Source organism: Streptomyces sp. XY431 (assembly GCF_001279805.1).
Classification (GTDB): Bacteria; Actinomycetota; Actinomycetes; order Streptomycetales; family Streptomycetaceae; genus Kitasatospora; species Kitasatospora purpeofusca.
This window is the reverse complement of the sequence record NZ_LGDO01000494.1, coordinates 19,445-41,250: the sequence shown is the minus strand read 5'-3', so window position 1 is coordinate 41,250 and position 21,806 is coordinate 19,445. Positions and strand designations below refer to the sequence as shown.

17 protein-coding genes are annotated in these 21,806 nt (G+C 75.0%); 7 read left to right on the top strand and 10 right to left on the bottom strand.

Translation table 11 applies throughout. The features are described 5' to 3' along the window. From ADK60_RS34430 to ADK60_RS34385, 10 genes are all read right to left on the bottom strand, one after another. Positions 1-480 (bottom strand): hypothetical protein (locus tag ADK60_RS34430; protein WP_053650833.1); only part of this gene is annotated, 480 nt, incomplete at its 3' end. Further along, positions 477-2,534 carry a hypothetical protein gene (locus ADK60_RS34425; RefSeq protein ID WP_053650832.1) on the bottom strand — a complete coding sequence of 686 codons (2,058 nt, stop codon included), beginning with the start codon at positions 2,532-2,534 and terminating at the stop codon, positions 477-479. The genes ADK60_RS34425 and ADK60_RS34430, both read right to left, overlap by 4 nt. Positions 2,535-2,539: 5 nt before the next feature. After that, a complete protein-coding gene (locus ADK60_RS34420; protein ID WP_053650831.1) occupies positions 2,540-3,364 on the bottom strand; it encodes a polysaccharide deacetylase family protein in 825 nt (274 codons plus the stop codon). Further along, positions 3,361-4,401, bottom strand: coding sequence for a glycosyltransferase family 2 protein (locus tag ADK60_RS34415; RefSeq protein WP_063783353.1), 1,041 nt, complete (start codon positions 4,399-4,401; stop codon positions 3,361-3,363). The genes ADK60_RS34420 and ADK60_RS34415 overlap by 4 nt, the downstream gene beginning before the upstream one ends. Further along, entirely contained in the window at positions 4,398-5,909 is a 1,512-nt protein-coding gene (locus ADK60_RS34410) for a lipopolysaccharide biosynthesis protein (RefSeq protein ID WP_053650830.1), read from the bottom strand. Before ADK60_RS34410 ends, ADK60_RS34415 begins: the two co-directional genes overlap by 4 nt. After that, a complete protein-coding gene (locus ADK60_RS34405; RefSeq protein ID WP_079008930.1) occupies positions 5,909-7,207 on the bottom strand; it encodes a glycosyltransferase family 2 protein in 1,299 nt (432 codons plus the stop codon). Before ADK60_RS34405 ends, ADK60_RS34410 begins: the two co-directional genes overlap by 1 nt. Beyond that, positions 7,204-8,529, bottom strand: a complete 1,326-nt coding sequence (locus ADK60_RS34400; protein ID WP_053650829.1) for a glycosyltransferase family 2 protein — start codon at positions 8,527-8,529, stop codon at positions 7,204-7,206. The genes ADK60_RS34405 and ADK60_RS34400 overlap by 4 nt, the downstream gene beginning before the upstream one ends. Beyond that, positions 8,526-9,425, bottom strand: coding sequence for a glycosyltransferase family 2 protein (locus ADK60_RS34395; protein ID WP_234371430.1), 900 nt, complete (start codon positions 9,423-9,425; stop codon positions 8,526-8,528). The genes ADK60_RS34400 and ADK60_RS34395 overlap by 4 nt, the downstream gene beginning before the upstream one ends. A 394-nt stretch (positions 9,426-9,819) precedes the next feature. After that, complete coding sequence (locus ADK60_RS34390; RefSeq protein ID WP_052709067.1) at positions 9,820-11,964, bottom strand: putative bifunctional diguanylate cyclase/phosphodiesterase; 2,145 nt, start codon at positions 11,962-11,964, stop codon at positions 9,820-9,822. Beyond that, positions 11,961-12,767 (bottom strand): SAM-dependent methyltransferase, encoded by an 807-nt coding sequence (locus tag ADK60_RS34385; RefSeq protein ID WP_053650828.1) that lies wholly within the window; start codon positions 12,765-12,767, stop codon positions 11,961-11,963. Before ADK60_RS34385 ends, ADK60_RS34390 begins: the two co-directional genes overlap by 4 nt. 255 nt (positions 12,768-13,022) lie before the next feature. Between ADK60_RS34385 and ADK60_RS34380 the strand changes: the two genes are divergently transcribed. From ADK60_RS34380 to ADK60_RS34350, 7 genes are all read left to right on the top strand, one after another. Continuing rightward, positions 13,023-14,807 (top strand): glycoside hydrolase family 15 protein, encoded by a 1,785-nt coding sequence (locus ADK60_RS34380; protein ID WP_053650838.1) that lies wholly within the window; start codon positions 13,023-13,025, stop codon positions 14,805-14,807. A gap of 66 nt (positions 14,808-14,873) precedes the next feature. Beyond that, positions 14,874-15,323, top strand: a complete 450-nt coding sequence (locus ADK60_RS34375; protein WP_045940001.1) for an SRPBCC family protein — start codon at positions 14,874-14,876, stop codon at positions 15,321-15,323. Positions 15,324-15,557: 234 nt separating this feature from the next. Next, positions 15,558-16,856 carry an ergothioneine biosynthesis glutamate--cysteine ligase EgtA gene (egtA, locus tag ADK60_RS34370; RefSeq protein WP_045940016.1) on the top strand — a complete coding sequence of 433 codons (1,299 nt, stop codon included), beginning with the start codon at positions 15,558-15,560 and terminating at the stop codon, positions 16,854-16,856. Further along, positions 16,853-18,298, top strand: coding sequence for an ergothioneine biosynthesis protein EgtB (gene egtB / locus ADK60_RS34365; protein WP_079008929.1), 1,446 nt, complete (start codon positions 16,853-16,855; stop codon positions 18,296-18,298). The genes egtA and egtB overlap by 4 nt, the downstream gene beginning before the upstream one ends. Further along, positions 18,298-19,035: an ergothioneine biosynthesis protein EgtC gene (gene egtC, locus ADK60_RS34360; RefSeq protein WP_053650827.1), complete on the top strand. Its 738-nt coding sequence runs from the start codon at positions 18,298-18,300 to the stop codon at positions 19,033-19,035. Before egtB ends, egtC begins: the two co-directional genes overlap by 1 nt. A 98-nt stretch (positions 19,036-19,133) precedes the next feature. Next, a complete protein-coding gene (gene egtD / locus ADK60_RS34355; protein WP_053650826.1) occupies positions 19,134-20,105 on the top strand; it encodes an L-histidine N(alpha)-methyltransferase in 972 nt (323 codons plus the stop codon). 145 nt (positions 20,106-20,250) lie between these two features. Continuing rightward, positions 20,251-21,696 carry a sugar porter family MFS transporter gene (locus ADK60_RS34350; RefSeq protein WP_079008928.1) on the top strand — a complete coding sequence of 482 codons (1,446 nt, stop codon included), beginning with the start codon at positions 20,251-20,253 and terminating at the stop codon, positions 21,694-21,696. Positions 21,697-21,806: the final 110 nt, after the last annotated feature.

The window sequence follows — 21,806 nt, the reverse complement described above, 5'->3', positions numbered from 1 at the left end:
CGGCGGGCGCCCGCCCGGCCGGCCGTCCCGGCCCGGGCGCGAACGGTGCAGGCGGTGCAGGCGGTGCAGACGCGAACGGTGCGGGCGGCGCGGGAGGTGCTGCGGGAGGTGTCGCGGCAGCAGCGTCAGCACCGTGGTGAGCACCGCGAGCACCAGCACCGCGCGGGCCGCGCCGAAGGAGCCGGTGAAGAACAGCGCCTCCGCGGTCAGCACCGCGAACGCCAGACTCAGCGCGACCACCAGTCCGGCGGCGCTCAGCCGGTCCGGCCCCCGCACCGGCCGGGGTACCGGCCGGGGTACCGGCCGGGGTACCGGCCGGGCCCAGTCCGCGGCCGCCGCGCCCGGGCCGGCCAGCAGGAAGGCGGCCACCACGACGGCCCGCAGCGGCAGGCCGACCGGGAGCAGCTGCGCCGCGACGGCGCACCAGCCGCCCAGCACCGGGAGGAGGCGGGAGAGGGCCCACGGTCGGACGGAGGTCATGGCGTGCTCCCTCCGGCGGGGACGGCCGCGCCGCCCCCGGCGTCGGAATCGGTGTACTGGTAGACCACGGCGTCCTCGTTGGCGTAGACGCGCCGCAGCATGGGTTCGGCCGCCGCCGCGGCCGCCAGGCCCTGGACGGCGGAGGCCGGCAGCAGACCGGTCAGCTCGCAGTCGAGCACCTGGGCCCTGGTGAGGATCAGGTAGGTGGGGCCGCCGGCCGCGTTGGGGGTGGCCAGCGCGCTGCGCAGGGTGTCTCCCGGGGCGGCCGCCAGGTGCCGCAGGTCCTCGCCCGCGGCGTCGCCGAGCACCAGCCGGTCGTGGGTGTCGTAGTTCAGTTCGCCGCCCGGCTCGTTGGCGGTCAGCGAGATGATCCGGGAACCCGCGGGGGTCTCGGCGACGTAGCGCACCGCCGCGACCTCCTGCGGCGTGAAGTAGTTCATCGCCTCCTTGCTGTAGTACCCGAAGAGGGTGCCGCCGAGGAGGCCGAGCAGCAGGACGGCGCAGACGCCGGTCCGCAGCGGGCCGCCGGGCCGGGTGACCGGCCGGGGCGGGGTGCCGGGCGGGAGGGCGCCCTCCGCGGGGGTGCCCGCGCGGTTGCCCCAGAGCAGTGCGGCGGCGAGGAAGGCGGCGGCCGGGAGGGCGAACAGGTAGGCGCGGAACAGCATCTCGCCGTCGTAGGCGTTGGCCAGCAGGACGGCGATCGGCGCCACCAGCAGCGGCAGCAGGCCGACCCGCCGCACCCACCGGTGGCGCAGGGCGCCGGCCAGGGCCAGCAGCAGGACAGCCGCGGTCAGGCCGCGGTCGGCCCAGGAGGCGAGGATCTGGCCGAAGGGTGCCTCGCCGAGCCGGGCGAGGCCCGCGACCGCGTTGTGGTCCGGGGAGCCGAGGGCGGAGATCAGGCCGCTCAGGTTCGCGGACACGAACGGCCGGGCGACGGTGGCGTCCCAGAGGACGGTGAGGCCGACCACGGCGGCCAGCACCGGCAGGACGGTGCGGCGGTTGCGGCGGCCCAGGGCCAGCAGGAGCAGGCTCGCGGCCAGCATGACCGGGGTGAGCTGGTGGGAGGAGACGATCGCGGCGATCAGGACCAGCAGCAGCGCGAACGGTGCCGCCCGCCAGCCGGCCCGCGAGGACGCGTCCAGGACCGTCCCGAGGGCCCGGGCACCCGTGGGTCCGGCAGGTCCGGCGGGGCGGGAGGGTCCGGCGGAACTCGCGGGACCGGCGGCCTCGGACCCGCCCTCGCCCTCCGCCTCGGCCCGGGCCTCCCGGCGCCGCACCGCCAGCCGGTGCACGACCAGGGCGATCACGGTGAGGTGGAGCAGGTAGGCGAGGGCCTGCGGGGAGAAGTAGTCCTGGCCCACCCAGGCGGTCGCGTAGTAGAGCCAGATCCCGCCCCAGACCAGCCGCCGGTCGGTGGTGAAGCTCCGGTAGAGCAGCAGCAGCGGTCCGAGCAGCAGGACGTTGGTGATCACGGGGTACCAGGAGGCGTACCCGAGCACGGAGTCCAGGCCGGTGGCGCGCAGGACCAGCGCGTGCAGCTCGAAGAAGCCGGGCCACTGGTTGTAGACGTCCAGCTTGCCCGCGCCCGGCACCGTCCCGCCGTGCCGCAGCACGGCGTCGATGATCGCGACGTGCTTCCAGGCCCAGGCGTAGCGCAGGGTCGGGTAGAGCAGGCCCGGCGTCGCGTGGATCACCAGGATCAGGGCCAGCACATAGGCGCCCGCCCATCGGTGGCGGACCACCGGGGAGCGCAGCACGGCCACGAAGCCGACGGTGAGCAGGACCGGGGCGGCGAACCAGAGCGGGGGCAGTGCCTGCAGCAGACCGAGGTCGCCCATCCGGGAGAGCCTGGCCTTCGGCAGCGCCAGCAGCCAGAGGGCCAGCGCGGTGGGCAGGGCGCCCAGGGCCACCCAGCCGGACGGCCCGGACGGGGCCGCGGCCAGGGCCGCGCGCAGTGCGCGGGCCCGCCGGGCGGGGGCGGGGCGGACGGTGGTTCGGGGGGCCGGTGTCCGCGGGTCGGGTCGGACGTCTGCACGTTCCGGGGCGTCGGTCACGGCGATCACTCCTGACCGGGGCTCTTCGGCGGCCCGCCGACCGGGCGGCCGAGGGCCGCGCACAGGCGGCGGTAGCCGCGCCACGCCTTGGTGGCGGCGCTCTCGCGGTGGGGCGCGGTCGGGGCGCCCCGGAGCCTGGTCCAGTCGTCGAACACCCGTGGCGGGGTGTCGGCCCGCACCATCAGCCGGGCGATCCGCAGCGGGTCGTCGGCCGGGGAGCTGAAGAGGTTCCCGACCGCGGTGGCGGAGGTGTAGCCGGCCTGGGCGACCTTGCGGCGGACCTCCGCCCCCGAGTAGCCGTGCGGGTAGGCGAAGGAGGCGACCTCGTGGCCCAGCACGTCCTCCAGCTGGCGCTTGCAGCCGACGACCTCGTCGGTGAGCCGGCGGCCGTGGACGGTGTCCATCGGGACATGGGTCCGGGAGTGGGCCCCGATCTCGACGCCGAGGGCGTCGAGGTTGCCGAGCTGGCGCCAGTTCAGCATCGGCGCCGCCGGGAGCAGGCTGCCGCTGCCCCGGCCCCCGGGCGGGTGGAGGGCGCCGGTGGTGACGTACAGGGTGGCGGGCAGGCCCAGGTCGGAGAGGATCGGGGCGACCGTCCAGTAGAAGTCCGCGTAGCCGTCGTCGAAGGTCAGGACGGCCACGCCGGGCGGCAGCGGCGGTCCGCCGCGCAGGGCGGTGACCAGTCGGCGCAGCGGCACCACCCGCAGGCCGCTGTCCCGGATGCGGGCCAGCTGGGCGCGGAACGCGGCGGGGGTGACGGTGTACGGGGCGAGCCAGGACGGCGGGTCCTCGGACACCGCGTGGTAGAGGAAGACCGGGACGGCGTTCACGGGGTGCCCCCGCGGAGGTCGGGGCGCGGCCCGCCGCAGCCGGGAGCGGTGCCCTTGGCGGAGGCGCGGGCCGCGATCCGGGCGACCCGGCCGCGGACCGCCCCGGTGAGGTAGCCGGTGGCGGTGAGGGCGACGCCCGCGCAGAGCGCGCCCGCCGTGGCGGGCCGGCGCCGGGCAAGGCTGCGCAGCAGCGCGGCGGGCACGGTGTGCCGCAGGTAGGCCCGCTCGCTGGCCAGGCCGGCGGCGGCGCCGTCGTACCGGACGACGGCCGCCTTGGAGCACCCCTCCGCCCAGCAGCGGGCGGCGAAGTAGCGGAAGGTGGCGCGGGCCGCCGGCACCCGGTGACGGACGGCCGCGGCCGGCTCGTAGCGCAGGACGGCGCCGGGGTGCTGGGCGGCCAGACGGATGCAGAGGTCGGTCTCCTCGCAGCCGAGCGGGCGGCGCCCGACCCGGCCGAGGTCGGTCCGGAAGCCGCCGGCGGCCAGCACCTCGGCCCGCCGGAAGGACATGTTGGCGCCGATGAGGTTGCGGACCGGGGCCGACCGGACCGGCAGGCCCCGGTAGGAGCAGCCGACCACCCAGTCGAACTCGGGCGGGAACCAGTCGGGGCGGCCGGTCCGCCACCACGGCCGGACGAGGCCGCCGACGCCGAGCACGTCCGGGTCCCGGTAGCCCGCGAGCAGGTGCTCGGTCCAGTCGGGGTCGGCGGCGGCGTCGTCGTCGAGGAAGGCGACCAGGGCGCCCCGGGCCTCGGCCAGGGCGGTGTTGCGGGCGCCGGACAGGCCGCGCCGCTGCCGGTTGGCGAGGATCCGCAGGCCGGTCAGGTGCTCCTGGGCGAGGCGGAGGAGTTCGGGGCAGTGGTCGACGACCAGCAGCAGTTCCTCGGGCGGGCGGCGCTGGGCGTGGACCGAGGCGACGGCGGCGCTGAGGTCGTCCCAGCGCTCGACGGTGTAGGCGCAGATCACCACGGTGAGGTCCGGTGCGGGGCTTTCGGGGGCGCGGGTCCCCTGCCGCGGGCGGATCCGGTCCGGGGTCATGCCGGTTCGCCTCCGTCCGTCAGTTCCGTGTCCGGCCGGTCCGTGTCCGGCCGGTCCGTCGTGCGCAGCCAGCCTCGCAGCACCAGCAGCAGGCCCGCCGCCAGCACGTACTCGGCGATCAGCCAGGCGAGGCCGACGCCGGTCAGTCCGTAGCGGGGCAGCAGGAAGGCGACCAGCGTGATGACCATCGCGCTGGAGGCGACCCTGACCCCGATCATCCAGGGGAGCGCCCGGCGGACCCGGGCCATCTGGATGACCACATTGATCACCGCGACCGGCAGCGCGCACAGCGCCATCAGGCGCAGCACCGTCGTCCCGTGCTCGGCGTAGCCGGGGCCGAAGACGCCGAGGATCCAGCGGGCGCCGACCAGGATGACCAGGACGGCCCCGGCCAGCAGCAGCCCGGTGTGGCGCAGCATCCGCCGGGCGTACTCGGCGAGCCGCCGCGGGTCGCGGGCGCCCTCGACCACCAGCGAGTGGCCCATGCTGAACGTCGCGACGAACAGGGTCTCGGCGATGACGAACGCCAGCGAGTAGTAGGCGCTGCCCTCCGGTCCGAGCTGCGCCAGCACCATCAGCGGAACGACGCTGTAGGCCGCGAAGCTGAAGAGGTTCCCGAGGTAGTCCGCGCCGGCCCAGCGCAGCACCCGCTGCGGGGGTTCGGCGTCGGCGGGCCCGGCCGCCTGGTGGGCGGGCACCGCCCGGCGGAACAGGACGATGTTGGCCAGCCCGATCGAGATCAGCATCGCGGCCGCCCAGGCGAGCATGATGCCGCTGCTGACGGCCAGCACGGCGCAGGCGGCGAGCAGTACGGCCTTGGTGACGGCGAAGACGGCGTTCTCGCCGAGCACCCAGCCGGTCCGGCGGGTGCCGGTGAGCGCGCCGTCCTGGAGCACGAAGACCGAGTAGCCGGCGGTGGCGGCGACGAACGCGACGGCGAGCACCGGTCCGCGCAGGAAGACCAGGTCGGGGGCGATCACCGGGACGAGGAGCAGGAAGCCGACCGCGACCGCGGCGCTGAAGCCGATGCTGATCACGTAGCACCGCAGCACCAGGCTCCTGGTGTGCCGCCCGGCGGCGGGCACGAAGCGGACCAGGGCGTCCCCCAGGTTGAGGCTGCCGAGGGTGGACAGGAACATCGCGGCCGACAGTGCGGCGTAGCTGCGGCCGACCGTCTCGACCGCGTAGTAGCGGGTGGCGAGCAGCCAGAAGAACCCGCCGAGCCCGGCCGCGACGATCGAACTCGCGGCCAGGACGTGCCCGTTGCGCATCAGCGCGTCGGAGCGCGGCCGGCCGTCCGCCGGGCGGAGCGCGGCGCGGGCGCGGGCCGGGAGGGCGCGGGCCGGGAGGGCGCCGCCGGGGAGGGCCGCGCGGACGGCCCGGACCCGGGCCCGCAGCAGGGCGCGGAAGCTGCAGCCGCAGGGCATGGCGACCGGGCACGGGCAGGTCCCGGCCATCGGCCGGCGGCGGCGCGGCCGGGGGCGGGGGTGCTCGACGAGGGAGGCCATCACGGCCTCGGCGCGGTGTCGGCCCGGCGCTGCCGCCGGACACTGCGCAGGTAGCAGAGCGGCCCGTAGAGCAGGCCGAGCAGTTCGAGCCGCCCGAGGTGCGCCATCAGCGGGTCGCGGCGGCCGCCGGCGGGGGTACCCCGGCGCAGGGTCTGCCGGACGCCGCGCGGCACGCGGGCGAGCAGGGCGGCCAGCAGTTCCGGCTGGTGGCGGACCGCGGCGGTCAGGTAGGCGCCGAAGCCGACGCCGAAGCCGAAGACCTGGGTGCTCAGCGCCTCCATCGACCGGCGGTGCGGGTGCCAGACCAGCGCGTCCGGCCGGTAGACGACGGTGCGGCCGGCGATCAGGACCTGGAGGAAGGCGAGCAGGTCCTCGCCGCCGCGGGCGGGGGTGCCGGTGCTGGTCGCCGGGTCGAAGCCGCCGATCTCCCGCAGCAGGTCGGTGCGGAACGCCATGTTGGCGCCGGTGCCCAGCCGCCCGGTGGCGAAGGGGAAGAGCGGGTCCTCGGACGGGTCGAGCAGCGACCAGCTGCGGGCGGTGAAGCCCTTGGCGTAGCCGCAGTACCGTTCCAGCGCGAGCTGGGCGCGGGTGTCGAGTTCGGCGGGCAGCACCAGGCCGGTGACGCAGCCCGCCCGCGGGTCGGTGCGGAAGCCGTCGACCAGCGCGGCGGCCCAGTCCGGGTCTATCAGCAGGTCGTCGTCGGCGAAGGCGCAGATCTCGCCGCGGGCGACCGCGAGGCCGCGGTTGCGGGCCCGGGCCAGGCCGGGCACCGGCTCGTACAGGTAGCGGACCCGGTCGGGGTAGCGCCGTCGGCAGAGCGTCTCGGTGGCCCGGTCGGAGGGGGCGTTGTCGACCACGACCACCTCGGTGTGCCGGTAGCTGCCGGCCAGGACGGCGTCCAGGGAGCGCGGCAGCAGGTCGGTCCGGTCGTGGGTGCAGACGACCACCGTCAGCGGCGGGCCGTCGGCCGGATTGCGGGCCGGCGGGCCGGGGCGGTCCTCCGGGTCGAGGTCACGGGTGACCGCGTCGACCAGCGCGCGGTACGCCGCACCGGGCGCGCCGTCGGCGGCCGGCTCCCCGGTGACCAGGCCGAGCGGGCGGCCGTGGTCGCGGACCAGGGCCAGCACCCGGCCGTCCGGGGTGAACACCCCGCCGCGGCCGGGGCGGCGCAGCACCTCGGGATGCTCCAGGTCGAGTTCGGCGATCGCGACCGGTACGGACGGCAGGACGGTCCGCGCGGACGCGGGGCCGGAGGCAGCGGAGGAGGCGGGAGCAGCGGGGGCGGTCGGGGTGGTCATGAGGATCGGCCTCCGGTCCTGGTGCGGCGTTGCTGCCGGACGGTGCGCAGGTAGCAGAACGGTCCGCGGAGCAGGCCGCGGCGCTCCGTCCGCCGCAGCTCCCGCAGCACCTCGTCGGCCACCCCGTAGCGGGGCCGCGCCGCGGGCCGGTGGGTGCGGTGCCAGCGCCAGAGGCCGTAGGGCAGCAGCCGGAGGATCCCGGCGAGCAGACGCGGCCGGTGGACGACCGCGGCCGTCAGATAGGCGGTGAAGCCGACCCCGAAGCCGTCGACCTGGTGGGCGAGTTCCGCCATGGTCCGCCGGTGGCGGTGCCAGACCAGCGCGTCCGGCTGGTAGCTGACGGTGTGCCCGGCGGTCAGCACCTGGAGGAAGGCGAGCAGGTCCTCGCCGCCGCGGGAGGGGGTTCCGGTCCCGGTCGCCGGGTCGAAGCCGCCGATCGCCCGCAGCACGTCGGTGCGGAACGCCATGTTGGCGCCCATCCCGAACCGGCCGGTGGAGAAGCGGTCCAGCGGGTCCGCCAGACCGTCGCGCAGCGACCAGCTGCGGGTGGCGAAGCCCCGGTTGGGCCCGCTGTACTGCTCCACGACGAACTGCGCCTCGGTGTCGAGTTCGGCGGGCAGCACCAGGCCGGTGACGCAGCCGATCCGGTCGTCGGAGGCGAAGGTGTCCGCCAGGGCGTCCACCCAGCCGGCGTCGGCGATGGCGTCGTCGTCGGTGAAGGCGCAGATCTCGCCGCCGGCGATCGACAGACCGCGGTTGCGCGCCCGGGACAGCCCCGGCAGGGGCTCCCGCACGTAGTGGACCCGGTCCCCGTAGCGCGAGCGGACGAGTTCCTCGGTGGCGTCGGTGGTCGGGGCGTTGTCCACCACGATCACCTCGACGCCGGGGCGTCGGGTGGCCAGGACGGCGTCCAGGCAGCCCGGCAGCAGCGACTCCCGGTCCCGGGTGCAGACGATCACGCTGACCGTGACCGGGCCCGCGGGCACCCGGGCGCGCGCGACCCGACTCGGGCGCGCCGCGGGTGTCGCGGTGGACAGGGCGGGAACGGGGAGTTCCCGGTGGGCGGCGTCGACCAGCGCCCGGCGCAGCGCGGCGGTGCCGCCGGCTGTTCCGGTGGCCGTGACCAGGCCGAGCGGGTGCCCGTGCAGCCGGACCAACGCCAACACGCGGCCGTCCGGGTCGTCGGCCCCGGACCCGCCGGGCGAGCGCAGCCCGCTCGGCTCGTCCAGGTCCAGGTCGACGACCCGGACGGGGGTGTAGAGCGAGTCGCGGGCGGCGGAACGCGGGCAGGCTGCATCGGTGCGCCGGTCGGAGCCCTTCATCGTGGCTCCTCCGCAGGGGCGGTCGCCGAGGGCCGGGCGCCGGGACGCTCGGTGATCAGGGTCCTCAGCACCCGGCGGCCGTCGGCGACGGCATGGAGGTGGGAGCGACCGCTGCGGCGGGGGAGTTCCAGGCTCGGCACCTCGGCGATCCGCAGTCCGGAGCGCAGCGCGTGCGCGATCATCTCGGCCTCGATCTCGAAGCCGGTGGACCGCAGGTCGAGCGCGTCCAGGAAGGAGCGGCGGAAGGCGCAGTAGCCGTAGCACAGGTCGGTGAGGCGCGCGCCGTACAGGCGGTTGGCGACGGTGAGCAGGGCACGGTTGCCCAGCGAGCGGACCCTGGTGAGGTCCAGCGAGCCGCCGCCGCCGATGCAGCGCGATCCTTTGACGAAGTCGTAGCCGTGGTCGAGGAAGTGCAGGAAGTGCGGGATCTCGCCGGGCCACATGGAGCCGTCGGCGTCGATCATGACGATGTACTCGCCGGTGGCGGCGGCGAAGCCGGTCCGCAGGGCGTTGCCCTTGCCGGGGCCCCGCTGGGCGACGCTGCGCACGGTGGGCAGGCAGTGCCGGGCCATCGGGACGGTCGCGTCGCTGGAGGAGCCGTCCACCAGGATGACCTCGTCGACGCAGCGCGGGATCTGCTCGAAGACCCAGGGGATGTTGCGGGCCTCGTTGCGGGCGGGGACGACCAGGCTGACGGTCCGACAGGTGACGACGACGTCCCCGGCCCGGCGCATCGGCCGGGGGCGGGCGGTGTCGTGCTCGGTGTCGCGGTCGGTGGCCCGGCGCAGCGGGTGGCCGTCGTGGCTGTCGTGACTGTCGCGGCCGTCGTGACTGTCACGGCTGTCGTGGCCGTCGTGGCTGTCGGGTCGGGCGCTCGGGGGCGCGGTGGTGCTCATCGAAAGCCGGCCTCTCGGCGAAGAGGTGGTGGGCGGGGCGCCGGACGGACCGGTGGACGGCGGGAACGGCGCGGCCCCTGGCTGTGACGGGTGCGCCCGGCGCGGAGGCGCGGCGCGGCCCGGTGTGACGGGGCGGGCCCGGTGCGGGACGGATGCGCAGGGCTCGGACCCCGGGAGAAAGCCCCGAGGGGGCTGGTCGACGGACCGTGGGACGTCGGGCGACCGCCGGGAACCGGGCGGCCGAAGGGGGTGCGCACCGCTGGTCCCGGACGCCGGGAAAGCGCCGGTCCGTCGTACTGGCGGGGATCCCGCACCAGCGGTGCGGGTACTGCCAGGACCTCATCGTGCGCTCGGTCGCCTCACCACGTCAAGGGTGATTTGTCCGTTTTTTGTACTATTCTCCGTGCGTCACCGCTCGCCCCCGGACCGCGACCGGACGGCCCTGCGGCTCCTCGGCGATCCGTCGGGCGATCTCGGCCGGCCGCACCGGCCGCCCGAAGTGCCAGCCCTGGGCCCAGTCACAGCCGATGACGCGCAGTCGCTCGGCGTCCCGGCGGGTCTCCACGCCCTCGGCGGTGACGGTCAGCCCGAGGGCGTGCGCCATCGACACCAGTCCGCTGACGATCCGCCAGCCGGTCTCCTCGTCCTTGGCCGGGTCGTGCAGGTCACCGACGAAGGACCCGGCGATCTTCAGCCCCGAGACCGGCAGGTCCCGCAGGTAGGCGAGATTGGACCAGCCGGTGCCGAAGTCGTCGACGGCGAGCGAGACTCCCTGCTCGACCAGGCCGTGCAGGGTGCGCAGCGCCTCGTCCTCCGGACCGACCACGGTGGACTCGGTGATCTCCAGCTGGAGCCGGGCCGGGTCCAGGCCGGTGCTGTCGAGGATCCGGTTGAGGTCGCCGACCAGGGCGGCACTGCGGGCCTGGCGGACCGCCAGATTGACGTTGAGCTGCGGCGCGGCGTCACCGAACCGCCGGATCCAGTCGGCGGCCTGACCGCAGGCCTGCTCCAGCACCCAGCGGCCGAGCGGCATGATCAGCCCGGTCTCCTCGGCGGTGGTCACGAACTCGTCCGGGCCCAGCACCCCGAGCTGCGGATGGCGCCAGCGCACCAGCGCCTCGACGGCGGCGAGCCGGCCGTCGGCCAGCGCGTACAGCGGCTGGTAGTCGATGAAGAACTCGCCCCGGTCCAGCGCGGCGGGCATCCGCACCGACACCGCGTAGCGGGAGACGGCGCGGGCGTTCTCCTTGGGGTCGAACAGCGTCCAGCGGCCCCGGCCGGCCTCCTTGGCCCGGTAGAGCGTCAGGTCGGCGGCCCGGACGGCCGCGCCGGGGGTGGTGGTGGAGACCCGGCGCTCCAGCACGCCGACGCTGGCGCCGACGGCGAGCTTGTGGTCGCCGATCAGCACCGGCCCGGCCAGCGCCTTGAGCACCGTCTTCGCGGCGGCCACGGCCTCCTGCTCGCCGCGGCTGTTCTCCAGCAGGACGACGAACTCGTCGCCGCCGAGCCGGGCCACCAGGTGGCCGAGCGGACTGAGCGCGGCCTTCAGCCGGGCCGCGACGGCGGACAGCAGCTGGTCGCCGGTGTCGTGGCCGAGGCTGTCGTTGACCACCTTGAAGCCGTCGAGGTCGACGTAGCAGAGCCCGAACCGGGCGCCCGGGTCCGGGTCCTCGAAGAGCTTCTCCAGCCGTTCGAAGAACGCGGCCCGGTTGGGCAGCCCGGTGAGCGGGTCGTGGGTGGCCTGGTGGCGCAGCCGCTCCTGGAGCCGGTAGCGGTCGGTGACGTCCTCCAGCATCGCGACCTGGTACTGCGGGGTGCCGTCGTCGTCGCGGATCAGCGAGACCGTCAGGTGGGTCCAGACCACCTCGCCGTCCTGCCGGTAGTACGGCTTGTCGAACTGGAAGTACTCGCGCTTGCCGCTGACCAGTTCCTCGTAGACGTCCCAGACGCCGTCGGCGTCCTCGGGGTGGACGAGGTCGCCGACCCGGCGGCCGATCATGTCCTCGGGCCCGGCCCCGAACAGCTCCTGGAGGGCCTTGTTGACGGCCAGGATGTTGCCGTCGGTGTCGCCGATGCCGATGCCGATCGCGGCGCTCTCGAACAGCGCCCGGAAGCGCGCCTCGGACGCCCGCAGTGCCTTCTCGGCCTCCTTGCGGGCGATGTCGGCGGCGGTGCGGATGGCCTCCTGCTCGCGCAGGGTGCGCTCGCGCAGGGCGGCCGCCCAGCCGGCCGCGAACGCGCCGCACAGCGCCGGCCCCCGGCCGTCCGCGGACGGCTGCCGCTGGAGCAGCTCCACCGCGCGGGCCAGCACGATCGGGTCGGTGAACTGGGCCTCGACGAGCTGTGCACCGGCCTCGGCGGCCAGGTGCGGCTCGAACGGGTCCTCCAGCCGGGCGCGGCGGAGCAGCCCGGCGGTCCTGGACACCAGCCGGTCGAGCAGGCCGGGGTGGACCGCCGTGCCGTGGTCACCGGAGAGCAGCCGCGCCCAGTCCTCGTGGAACCGTTCGGCGCCGCTGCTCGGTTCCGGTGCTCCGATCACGGGCGGAACCCCACACCGGCCACCCCGGTCATCCGCTCCGGGTGCTCGCCGACGGCCTCGGGCTGGTCCGGGCGCCACTGCGGCAGGTAGACGACGCCGGGCTCGACGATGTCGAAGCCGGCGAACATCCCGGTGATCTGCTCGACGGTGCGCATCGTCAGCGGCGTGGGCGTCATCCGGTAGAGCCGCTGGTGGTCCTCGGCCTGGTCGGGGCGGCCCTCCAGGGAGGCGTGCGAGAGCACCAGGGCGCTGCCCGGCGGGAGGGCGTCGCGGATGACCGCGATCAGCTTCCACGGGTCGTCCGCGTCCTGGACGAAGTGCATGACGGCGACCAGCAGGACGGCCACCGGCTCGCCGGCCGCGAGCAGGGCGGTCACCTCGGGGCGGGACATCAGGTCGTCGACGTCCCGGACGTCGGCCTGGACGACGAGGCTGCCCGGGTCCTCCTCCAGCAGCAGCCGGCTGTGGGCGACGGCGACCGGGTCGCGGTCGATGTAGACGACCTGGGACTCCGGCCGGATGGCGCGGGCGATCTCGTGGACGGCGCCGAAGGTGGGGATGCCGGAGCCGATGTCCAGGAAACGGCTGATGCCGCGTTCGGCGGTGAACTGCACGGCGCGGCGGAGGAAGGCCCGGTTGGAGCGCATGATCTGCGGCAGCTCCGGCCAGAGGGCGATCGCCTTGCGGGCCATCTCCCGGTCCACCTCGAAGTTGTGCGAGCCTCCGAGGTAGTAGTCGTAGACCCGGGCGGCGTTCGGTTTGTCCAGGTCCGTGCCCTCCGGTACCCAGTTCGGTCGCCGCATCCTCGGGACTCCTTCGTTCCGGTTCCGATGAATCAGTCACCTGCCGTGGCGGCTGAGACTGATGAGACTACAAGCACACAAGATCCTCCCTTGCACGTCGAACGCGTGCAAGCGGAGTGGCATGGTCCTTTTCACGAGCTCGGACGGAGCTGCGGGCGGACCTGCGGGCGGACCCGCGGACGGACCGTGGGCGGACCGTGGGCGGACCCGCGGACGGATCTGCGGGCCCCGCCCGCAGCGCCGAGAATGGAGCCGATGGCCGGACGCATCGAGGACTACGCCCTGATCGGCGACCTGCAGACCGCTGCCCTGGTCGGCCGGGACGGCGCCGTCGACTGGCTCTGCCTGCCCCGGTTCGACTCCCCCACCTGCTTCGCCGCCCTGCTCGGCGACCAGCGGCACGGCGCCTGGCGGCTCGCCCCGGCCGGCGCCGACGCGTGCGCCACCCGCCGCTACCGGCCGGACAGCCTCGTCCTCGACACCGAGTGGCACACCCCCGACGGCCGGGTCCGGATCACCGACTTCATGCCGCAGCGCGGCACGGAAGGACGGCGCCCGCCACGACTGGTCCGGATCGTCGAGGGGCTGGAGGGCGCCGTCCCGGTCCGCGGCGAGCTGCGGCTGCGGTTCAACTACGGGCGGATCGACCCCTGGGTGCGCCGCACCGGGCACCACCGGGTCGCCGTCGCCGGACCCGACTCCGCCTGGCTGCGCGTCCCGCCCGGGGTGCACACCTACGGCGCCGACGGCACCACCGTCTCCGAGGTCACCGTCACCCCTGGCCTCCGCGTCCCCTTCGTCCTCACCTGGCAGCCCTCCCACCTGCGCGCCGCCCCCGGCACCGACCCGGACACCGAACTGCTCACGACCCTCGACACCTGGCGGCGCTGGGCGGCCGGCTGCCGCTACGAGGGCGAGTGGCGGGACGCCGTGCTCCGCTCGCTGATCACCCTCAAGGCGCTCGCCTACGCGCCCACCGGCGGCATCGTCGCCGCCCCCACCGCCTCACTGCCCGAACGCATCGGCGGCCCGCGCAACTGGGACTACCGGTTCTGCTGGCTGCGCGACTCCTCGATGACGCTCTCCGCGCTGCTGCGCGGCGGCTTCCGCGAGGAGGCCGCCGCCTGGCGCCAGTGGCTGCTGCGCGCCATCGCCGGCGACCCCCGCGACCTCCAGGCCCTCTACGGGGTGGCCGGCGAGCGCGTCGTCACCGAGACCGTCGCCGACTGGCTGCCCGGCTACCTCGGCTCGCGCCCGGTCCGGTTCGGCAACGCCGCCGCCGGACAGCTCCAACTCGACGTGCACGGCGAGGTCGTCGACACCCTGCACCTGGCGCTGCTGGCCGGCATCCCGATGGAACGGCACGTCTGGACCCTGCTGCGCGCACTGATGGACCACCTCGAACAGCACTGGCGCGAACCGGACGAGGGCCTGTGGGAGGTGCGCGGCGCGCGGCGGCACTTCGTCCACTCCAAGGTGATGTGCTGGGTCGCCGCCGACCGGGCGGTGCGGCTCGCCGAGGCCACCGGGCTGCCCGCGCCGCTCGACCGCTGGCGGGCCATGCGGGACGCCGTGCACGCCGACGTCTGCGCCCACGGCTACGACCGGCGCCGGGGCGTGTTCGTCCAGCACTACGGCGGGCACGGGCTGGACGCGGCCACGCTGTTCGTGGTCAAGAGCGGCTTCCTGCCGCCCGACGACCCGCGGGTGGTGCGCACCGTCGACGCCGTGCGGGACGGCCTCGACCACGGCGGGCTGGTCCGCCGCTACCGTCCGGCAGCCGGCACCGACGGACTGCCCGGCGGCGAGGGCGCGTTCCTCGCCTGCTCGTTCTGGCTCGCCGACGCGCTCGCCGCGACCGGGCGGCGGGACGAGGCGCGCGAGCTGTTCGCCCGGGTGGTCGGCCTGGCCAACGACCTGGGCCTGCTCTCGGAGCAGTGGGACCCGCACGCCCGGCGCCAACTCGGCAACACCCCGCAGGCGTTCAGTCACGTGGCACTGGTGAACACCGCCTTCGCCCTGGCCGAACCCGGAGGGTAGCCGCCCCGGTGGCCGGAGGGCCCGGCGCCCTGCCGGAGCGGGTCCGGCGCGGACTACAGTGCCCCCGTGGACCTCAACCACTACCGGTTCCGCGGCGTGTGGCGGCTGGCCGCCCCGCCGTCGGCGGTCTTCGCGGCGCTCGCCGACGTCCCCGGCTATCCGCGCTGGTGGCCGGAGATCCTCTCGGTCCGGGAGACCGGGCCGGACCGGGGCGAGGTGCTGGTCCGGGCCCTGCTCCCCTACCGGCTGGTGATCGGGCTGACCGCCGTGCGCCAGGACCGCGCCGCCGGGGTCCTGGAAGCGGCCATGGACGGCGACCTCACCGGCTGGTCCCGCTGGACGGTCGCGGCGGACGGCGCGGGCGGCAGCCTGGTCCTGTTCGAGGAGGACACCCGCCCGGCCAAGCCGCTGCTGCGCCTGCTGGCACTGCCCGCCCGGCCGCTGTTCCGGGCCAACCACGCGGTGATGATGCGGCGCGGGCGGCGCGGCCTGGCGGCCCACCTCGGGGCTCGCTGAAGGCGTCGAAATGGCCCGATTCACCCGTTCGCACCGGCTCTGACCTGCGAGGACACTCCTTCACCAGATGTTTGCGCGGCACTCCCGCATGGTCCGTAGCAGACTGGGCAGGGTAGTCCGGGCCGCACCCGTGCCCCAAGGATGGTGAGTCCGGTGATACCCGTTCGACCGACCGGTCCGACCGACCGGCAGTATCAGACCGACCGGCAGTACGCGGGACCTCCCGCCGATTCGGTGACCCCGCTCACCGAATCCGCCGCGCGCAACCACATGACCGGCGTCTGTTTCAAGATCGGCCCGCCCCGGCTGGTCGGCGTCGAGCTGGAGTGGTTCGTCCACGACGACCGATGTCCCGACGAACCCGTCCCTCCGGAACGACTGCACGCCGCACTGGACGCACTGCCGCTCGGCGGCCCCGACGGGACCTCGCTCCCCTCCGGTGCCCGCCTCACCCTCGAACCCGGCGGACAGGTCGAGCTCAGCTCCCCGCCCGCCGACAGCCTCACCGGCTGCGTCGCCGACACCCGGCGTGACCTCGCCGCCCTGCGGAGCGCCTTCGCCGCCCAGGGCCTGCGCCTCACCGGCACCGGCACCGACCCGCTGGCCCGCCCCCGCCGGATGGTGCTGAACCACCCGCGCTACCTCGCGATGGAGCACCACTTCGACTCGGCCGGACCCTGGGGCCGGATCATGATGACCGGCACCGCCTCGCTCCAGGTCTGCCTGGACGCCGGGGCGGAGAGCGGCCCGCAGGCGCTGGACCGCCGCTGGCACCTCGCCCACCGGCTCGGCCCGGTGCTCGTCGCCGCCTTCGCCAACTCCCCGGTGCTGGACGGCCGCCCCACCGGGCACCGGTCCACCCGGCAGACCGTCTGGTCCCGGATGGACCCCTCCCGCACCCTGGCCCCCGCGCCCGACCACGGCGACCCGCGCGAGGCCTGGACCCGGTACGTGCTGGACGCCCAGGTGCTCTGCGTGCGCCGCCGCGACGGCCTGCCGTGGACCGCGCCCACCGGACTGACCTTCCTCGACTGGCTGCGCGGCGGCGGCGAGCGGCCGCCCACCCTGGCCGACCTCGACTACCACCGCACCACGCTGTTCCCGCCGGTCCGCCCGCGCGGCCACCTGGAGCTGCGGATGATCGACGCCCAGCCCGGGGACGGCTGGATCGTCCCCGCCGCCCTGGTCACCGCGCTGCTGGACGACCCGGTCGCCGCGGACACCGCGCTCGCCGCCCTGGAGCCGCTGGAGCCGCCACCGGGCACCGCCGGTCCGCGCGCGCCGCGCAGCGACGTCTGGCGCCGGGCCGCCGCCCTGGCGACCGCCGACCCCGAGCTGCGCCGCGCCACCCTCGCCTGCTTCGCCGCCGCCGACGCCGCGCTGGGCCGCCTGCCCGGCGCCGAGCGGCTGCGCGCCACCGTCGCCGCGTTCGCCGAGCGCTATCCCGCGCGCGGCCGCTGCCCGGCCGACGACCAGCTGGACGCCCTGCGCTCCGGCACCCGACACACTCCCCCGGAGGAGGCCGCACCATGATCGACGACGCCCGCGCCGACCGCAGCGCCCGGGAGACCCGCCCGCCGTCGCCCCTCCCGTCGGAGGTGCAATCGCCCGAGGCACTGTCGCCCGAGGCCCTGTCCCCCGAGGCCCTGCGGGAGACCATCGCCGCCGAGCTGCTGGCCGCCCGCGCCCGCACCGCCGCGCTCACCGACTGCGTCGAGGACCACGACCTCACCGCCCAACACTCCCCGCTGATGTCGCCGCTGGTCTGGGACCTCGCCCACATCGGCAACCAGGAGGAGCTCTGGCTGCTGCGCAACATCGGCGGCCGCGACCCGATGCACCCGGAGATCGACCCGCTCTACGACGCCTTCGAGCACCCCCGCGCCGAGCGCCCCACCCTGCCGCTGCTGCCGCCCGGGGAGGCCCGCGCCTACGCCGGCGAGGTGCGCGGCCGAGTGCTCGACCTGCTCGCCGCCAGCCCGCTGGAGGGGGCGCCGCTGCTCGACGCCGGGTTCGCCTTCGGCATGATCGCCCAGCACGAACAGCAGCACGACGAAACGATGCTGATCACCCATCAGCTCCGCCGGGGCGAACCCGCGCTGGCCGCCCCGGCGCCCCCGCCCGCCCCCGCCGACGCCGCCGCGCTGCCCGCCGAGGTGCTCGTCCCGGCCGGCCCGTTCACCATGGGCACCGACACCGAGCCCTGGGCGCTGGACAACGAACGCCCGGCCCACCGGGTCGACCTGCCCGCCTACCGGCTGGACACCACCCCGGTCACCAACGGCGCCTACCTGCGGTTCGTCGAGGACGGCGGCTACGACGAGCCGCACTGGTGGACCCCCGAGGGCTGGGCGCACCGGCGGAGCGCCGACCTGACCGCGCCGCTGTTCTGGCGCCGCGAGGACGGCCAGTGGCAACGCCGCCGGTTCGGCGTCCTGGAGCCCGTCCCGCTGGACGAGCCGGTGCTGCACGTCAGCTGGTACGAGGCGGACGCCTACGCCCGGTGGGCCGGACGCCGGCTGCCGACCGAGGCGGAGTGGGAGAAGGCCGCCCGGCACGACCCGGCCTCCGGCCGCTCGCGCCGCTTCCCGTGGGGCGACGGCGCCCCCGGCGCCGAGCACGCCAACCTGGGCCAGCGGCATCTGCGCCCGGCCCCGGCCGGCAGCTACCCGGAGGGTCAGTCCCCGTACGGGGCAAGGCAGTTGATGGGCGATGTGTGGGAGTGGACGGCCAGTGACTTCCGGCCGTACCCGGGTTTCCGGGCCTGGCCGTACCGGGAGTACTCGGAGGTGTTCTTCGGGCCCGAGTACAAGGTGCTGCGCGGCGGCTGCTTCGCGGTGGCGCCGGTCGCCTGCCGGGGCACCTTCCGCAACTGGGACTATCCGATCCGGCGGCAGATCTTCGCCGGGTTCCGCACCGCCGCCGATGTCACGGACACCGCCGACGGCCCCGCCCCCGCCCGGGAGGCCGGCTGATGTGCCGCCACCTCGCCTACCTCGGTGAGCCGGTGTCGCCCCGGGCGCTGCTGGTGGAGCCGCCGTTCGGCCTCCACCGGCAGTCCTGGGCCCCGCGCCTCCAGCAGTACGGCACCGTCAACGTGGACGGCTTCGGCCTCGGCTGGTACGCGGACGGCGACGAGGTGCCCGCCCGCTACCGGCGGGCCGGACCGATCTGGGCGGACGCCTCGTTCGGCGACCTCGCCCGGGTCCTGCGCACCCGGGCACTGCTGGCGGCGGTCCGCTCGGCCACCGAGGGCTGCGCGGCCGGTGAGGAGGCGGCCGCGCCGTTCGCCGCCGGGCGCTGGCTGTTCAGCCACAACGGGGCGCTGGCCGGCTGGCCGGAGCGGACCGGCGCGCTGGCCGCACTGCTGCCGCCCGCCGAACTGCTCGGCCTGGTGGCCCGCACCGACTCGGCCCTGCTGTGGGCGCTCGCCCTGCACCGGCTGCGCGCGGGTGCCGGACTCGGCGACGCGCTGGCCGGCACCGTCGCGGACGCGGCCGGGCACACCACCGGCCGGATGAACCTGCTGCTCACCGACGGCCGGGAGATCGCCGCCACCGCCTGGGGCGACACCCTGCACCACCGGACCGTGCCGGGCCTCGGGGTGGTGGTGGCCTCGGAGCCCTCCGACGACCACCCCGGCTGGGTCACCGTGCCGGACCGGTCGCTGCTGCTGGCCGGACCGGACGGGGTGACCGTCAAGCCGCTCTGAGCGCCGCGAGCACCCTGGGCGTCCTGGGCGTCCTGGGTCTTCCGATCGCCGCACCCCTGGCCAATATCTTCACTTCCTGAACAGAGGATCCGCCTGTCATGAGCACCTTTGATCTCACCCGACTGCTGCCCGCCGACCACTTCAGCACGGCGCTGCGGCACGACGTCCAGTCCGGCCTCACCGCCGAGCCCAAGACGCTGCCGCCCAAGTGGTTCTACGACGCGCGGGGCAGCGAGCTGTTCGAGGAGATCACCCGGCTGCCCGAGTACTACCCGACCCGGGCCGAGCGGGCCATCCTCACCGCCCGGGCCGGCGAGATCGCCGCCGCCACCCGGGCCCGCACCCTGGTCGAGCTCGGCTCGGGCTCCTCCGAGAAGACCCGGCTGCTCCTGGACGCGCTGCGCGACCTGGGCACGCTGGAGACGTACGTGCCGGTGGACGTCAGCGAGAGCGCGCTGACCTCGGCCGGGGAGGCCCTTGCCGACGAGTACCCGGGCCTCGCGGTGCACGGCGTGCTGGCCGACTTCACCGCCCGGCTCGACCTGCCGCCGGCCGGCGGCCCCCGCCTGGTCGCCTTCCTCGGCGGCACCCTCGGCAACCTGCTGCCGCCCGAGCGGGCCGCCTTCCTGCGCGGACTGCGGGCCGCGCTCGACCCCGGCGACTTCCTGCTGCTCGGCACCGACCTGGTCAAGGACCCGGCGGTGCTGGTCGCCGCCTACGACGACGCGGCCGGGGTGACCGCGGAGTTCAACCGGAACGTGCTCAACGTGCTGAACCGCGAGCTGTCCGCCGACTTCGAGCCGGACTCGTTCGCGCACGTGGCGCTCTGGGACCCGGAGCGGGAGTGGATCGAGATGCGGCTGCGCTCGCTCGTCGACCAGACCGTGAAGATCCCGGCGCTGGACCTGCCGGTGAACTTCGCGAAGGGCGAGGAGCTGCGCACCGAGGTGTCGGCGAAGTTCCGCCGGGAGCGGGTGGCCGAGGAGCTGGCCGCGGCCGGACTGCGGCTCTCGGCCTGGTGGACGGACGACCAGGAGCGGTTCGGCCTGTCGCTGGCCCACCCGGCCTGAGCGGACTCGCCCCGACCCCTCATTTGATTGTTCACCTTACTAATCAGCGAAGGCGCTTGAGCGGCATCCCACGTACAACACTTGAACATTGAGGGGTTACGATCTCGGCTACCAAGCTCAGCGTTGAGTACCAGGAGTCAAGATCGTGAGCGTCACCCAGCAGTCCGTGGAGCCCTCGGGGCCCTCGGGGGCGGAGACCGGGCCGGCACCGTCCGGCCGGCTCGGCTTCGTCGTCTTCATCACCGCCGCCGCGGCCCTCGGCGGCTTCCTGTTCGGCTACGACAGCTCCGTGATCAACGGCGCGGTCTCCGGCATCCAGGAGAAGTTCGGCGTCGGCGACGGCGTGACCGGCCTGATCGTCTCCTCCGCGCTGCTGGGCTCGGCCGTCGGCGCCGCCCTGGCCGGCCGGTTCGCCGACCGCTACGGCCGGATCACCGTGATGAAGGCCGGGGCGCTGCTCTTCGCGGTCAGCGCGATCGGCTCGATGCTGCCGTTCTCCGCCTGGGACCTCGCCTTCTGGCGGGTCCTCGGCGGAGCGGCCATCGGCATCGCCTCGGTCATCGCCCCGACCTACATCGCCGAGGTGGCGCCGACCAAGTACCGGGGCCGGCTCGCCTCCTTCCAGCAGGCCGCGATCGTGCTCGGCATCGCGATCTCGCAGCTGGTCAACTGGCTGCTGGCGGACGCCGCCGGGGGCGACACCCGCGGCCACCTGCTCGGCCTGGAGGCCTGGCAGTGGATGCTCGGGATCTGTGTCGTACCGGCCGCCGTCTACTTCGCGCTGGCCTCGACCATCCCCGAGTCGCCGCGCTTCCTGATCGCCGCCGACCGCCTCGACGAGGCCCGCGCCGTGCTCGCCGACATCGAGGGCCGGGACTCCGACACCGAGGCCCGGATCGCCGAGATCCGCGGCCTGATCGACTCCGACCACCGGCCGCGCTTCCGCGACCTGCTCGGCGGCCGGTTCGGCCTGCTGCCGATCGTCTGGGTCGGCATCGGCCTGTCGGTGTTCCAGCAGCTCGTCGGCATCAACGTGATCTTCTACTACTCGTCGATCCTCTGGCAGTCCGTCGGCATCGACCAGTCCAACTCGCTGCTGATCAGCTTCATCGGCTCGGTCATCAACATCCTCGGCACCGTGATCGCGATCCTGCTGGTCGACCGGATCGGCCGCAAGCCGCTCGCCCTGATCGGCTCGGCCGGTATGGCCGTCGCCCTGGGCGCCTGCGCCTGGGCGTTCTCCTCCGCCACCGGCAGCGGGGACGACGTCACCCTGCCCGACCTCCAGGGCACCGTGGCGCTGATCGCCGCCAACGCCTTCGTGCTGTTCTTCGCCCTCTCCTGGGGCGTGGTGGTCTGGGTGATGCTCGGCGAGATGTTCCCCAACCGGATCCGCGCCGCCGCGCTCTCGGTGGCCGCCTCCGCGCAGTGGATCGCCAACTGGGCGATCACCGTCTCGTTCCCGGCGCTCTCGCGCTGGAGCCTCTCCGCGACCTACCTCGCGTACGCGCTGTTCGCGGCGCTGTCGATCGTCTTCGTGGCGAGGTTCATGAAGGAGACCAAGGGCGTCCGGCTGGAGGACATGGGCTGAGCCCGTCCCCCTTCGATCGGCCCCCGCACCCTAGCGCTTGGACGCAGGGAGCGGGGGCCGAATCGTTCACTCTCTGCGGCGGGCCGGGCACCTCCGGTTTCCTTACCGGC